Consider the following 2,119-nt stretch of genomic DNA (forward strand, 5'->3'; position numbering starts at 1 on the left):
CCCGCCCAACCCATCATGAAAATGTTGTCACCGTTGAAGACGAAGCTGTGATCGACATGGGGAACGCCTTGGAACGCATCGGTCGAGTAGAACCAGGGCGAGAAGATCTTGACTCCCGACGCGCGCTCGGTGCCGCCGTAAAAGTTGTAGCCCGGTGAATCGACGATCGTGATGCCTTCGACGACGGCGCCGTCGCTGGTGTAGGAGAAGTCGCCGGTGATCATGGCGTAGCCGGTGAACTGGTTGAACGGCAGCGCGGTTGAACCCTGATGCTCACCCGACCAGAGGTCGCCGGAGAGAACTCCGGGGCCCATGATGTGAACGCCCGTGGTTCCGTGGACGTCGATGTTCCCGCGGACCCAGGCGCCGCCGTCGAGATAAATGGTCTCGCCGCTCTTCGCCTTGTAGTGATCGCCGGCGGACGGGGCGATCTCCAGTATGCCCGGACCGAAGTACGTCGCTCCCGCCGGGACGATCGGCTTGGGCTCGTCGACGAAGATGAAGAGCGGATTCGCGTCGTCGCCGTTGATCGTCAGCCAGTACTTGTCGCCGGGCCGGAGAGTCCCGGTCGCCACGCCGTTCTCGACCTTCGCTCCGGCGATCGGTTTGCTCTTCGGGCTGGCGTCGAGGCCGGTAACCGAGCCGCCGATCTTCGAGACTCGCGCCCGAATCGTCTCGTCGGCGCCGATCGTGACGAAACTCACGCTCGGCGACTGGCCGGGCCACCAGAGAGTGACGACGCTCTTGCGGCTGAACTGATAGACGTACGCCGGAGTCCAGTTCGTCCCGTCGGTCGAGACGTCGACCGTGTAGCGGGTGGAGCGGTAGGTGTCGATGCCGGGCCCGGGATAGATCTCGACGGTTGCCGCGGCCGCACCTGGAAGAAGCGCGGCGAAAAGCAACACCGCCATGATCGAGAAGACGCCCGGCCGGAGCCGAATCATGGACTGAACGGGATCAAGTCTAGCGCGCCCTGGACGGGGACAGCAAGACTCGGAGGGAAGAGCGCGGCGACGGCGGCCTGACGAAGCCCTCGTCCCTGTTGGGTGGAGTTGAGAGGCCAAGTTGCTGACTGGAACGAGATCGTCTCGTGACGAGCGCGGTCGACGCGCCCAAGCGAGCATCGCTCGACCTGCGGTTCAGGAAACCGTGAACGGGGCTTCGCTCGAGCTCTCCAGTGCCTTTTCGCGGGAATCCCGGACCGTCACCTTGAGCGAGTACCGTCCCGGGGGGAGGTCGCGGACCGAGAAATCGAGCATGAGTTTGGTCAACCCGTCGGTATCGGCTGTCGTCCGGCCGATCAGTGCGACACGGGCCGGGGCGCGCGACTTTCCGTCGTCGCCCAGGATCTCGACGTCGACGTCGAACGGCCGGTCCCCGTCGCCGTGCGGCCGGTACACGAAGAGACAGATCTTCGAATCGCCGCTTGCGGGGATCGGCGGGTCGATTTGCGGCACGAACGGCGCACCGCCGAGCTCGAAAATCTCTTCCCCGCCGCCGCCCGACGAGGGCTCCCGGAGGTTGAGCCCACGCCCCTCGTCTCCGAGAAAGAGGGGGGGAAATGCTTGTAGCCGGGTGCCGGAATAATCGGGAACGTTCACGGAGGCGTTCGCAAAACCGTATCGCCCGGTCTCCTCGTCCTGAACCAGGGCTCGCAGCGTGTACCGGCCCGGCAGGAGCCGGCATGCACCGCTGTACCGGAGGTAACCGGCGGAAAGCCGTGCGCCCTCGCGCGCCAGGTCGATCGTGAGGTTTCGGGAGAAGTAATCGGCGAGACCGCCGTCCGCGTCGGTGAGGTAGACATAGATCGCGATCCTCACCCGACCGGAATGTTTCGAATCCTGAAGAGAAGAGGCGGGGACCTGGATCAGTACCGGCACCCGGGCGATTCCGGAGCCCGCAAGAGGGATTGCCAGGGCGCCGACCGGAATTTCTCCCCGCGCCCCGCCGCCGTTGATGACGTCGGCCGTCAGCAACGAACGCTCGAGCGGGTTCAGCGTTCGGTAGGCGCGCGTCTCGTAATAACCGGCGCGCGCCGACACGTGCAGCCCCTTCTGCCGCAGCGTCACCTTCAGGCGGTGAAATTTCCCTTCGCCCAGCCGGACCGTCGGCCGGAACG

The 2,119-nt window shown here is 65.3% G+C and carries 2 protein-coding genes; both read right to left on the reverse strand.

Annotated elements, in window-relative coordinates; genetic code table 11:
- On the reverse strand, positions 1–944 hold a 944-nt coding region (locus VFS34_02600), incomplete at its 3' end, for a hypothetical protein (GenBank protein ID HET9793326.1).
- A gap of 195 nt (positions 945–1,139) precedes the next feature.
- A partial coding sequence (locus tag VFS34_02605; protein HET9793327.1) for a hypothetical protein occupies positions 1,140–2,119 on the reverse strand: 980 nt, incomplete at its 5' end.

The sequence above is a fragment of the Thermoanaerobaculia bacterium genome (assembly GCA_035717485.1).
Lineage (GTDB): Bacteria > Acidobacteriota > Thermoanaerobaculia > UBA5066 > DATFVB01 > DATFVB01.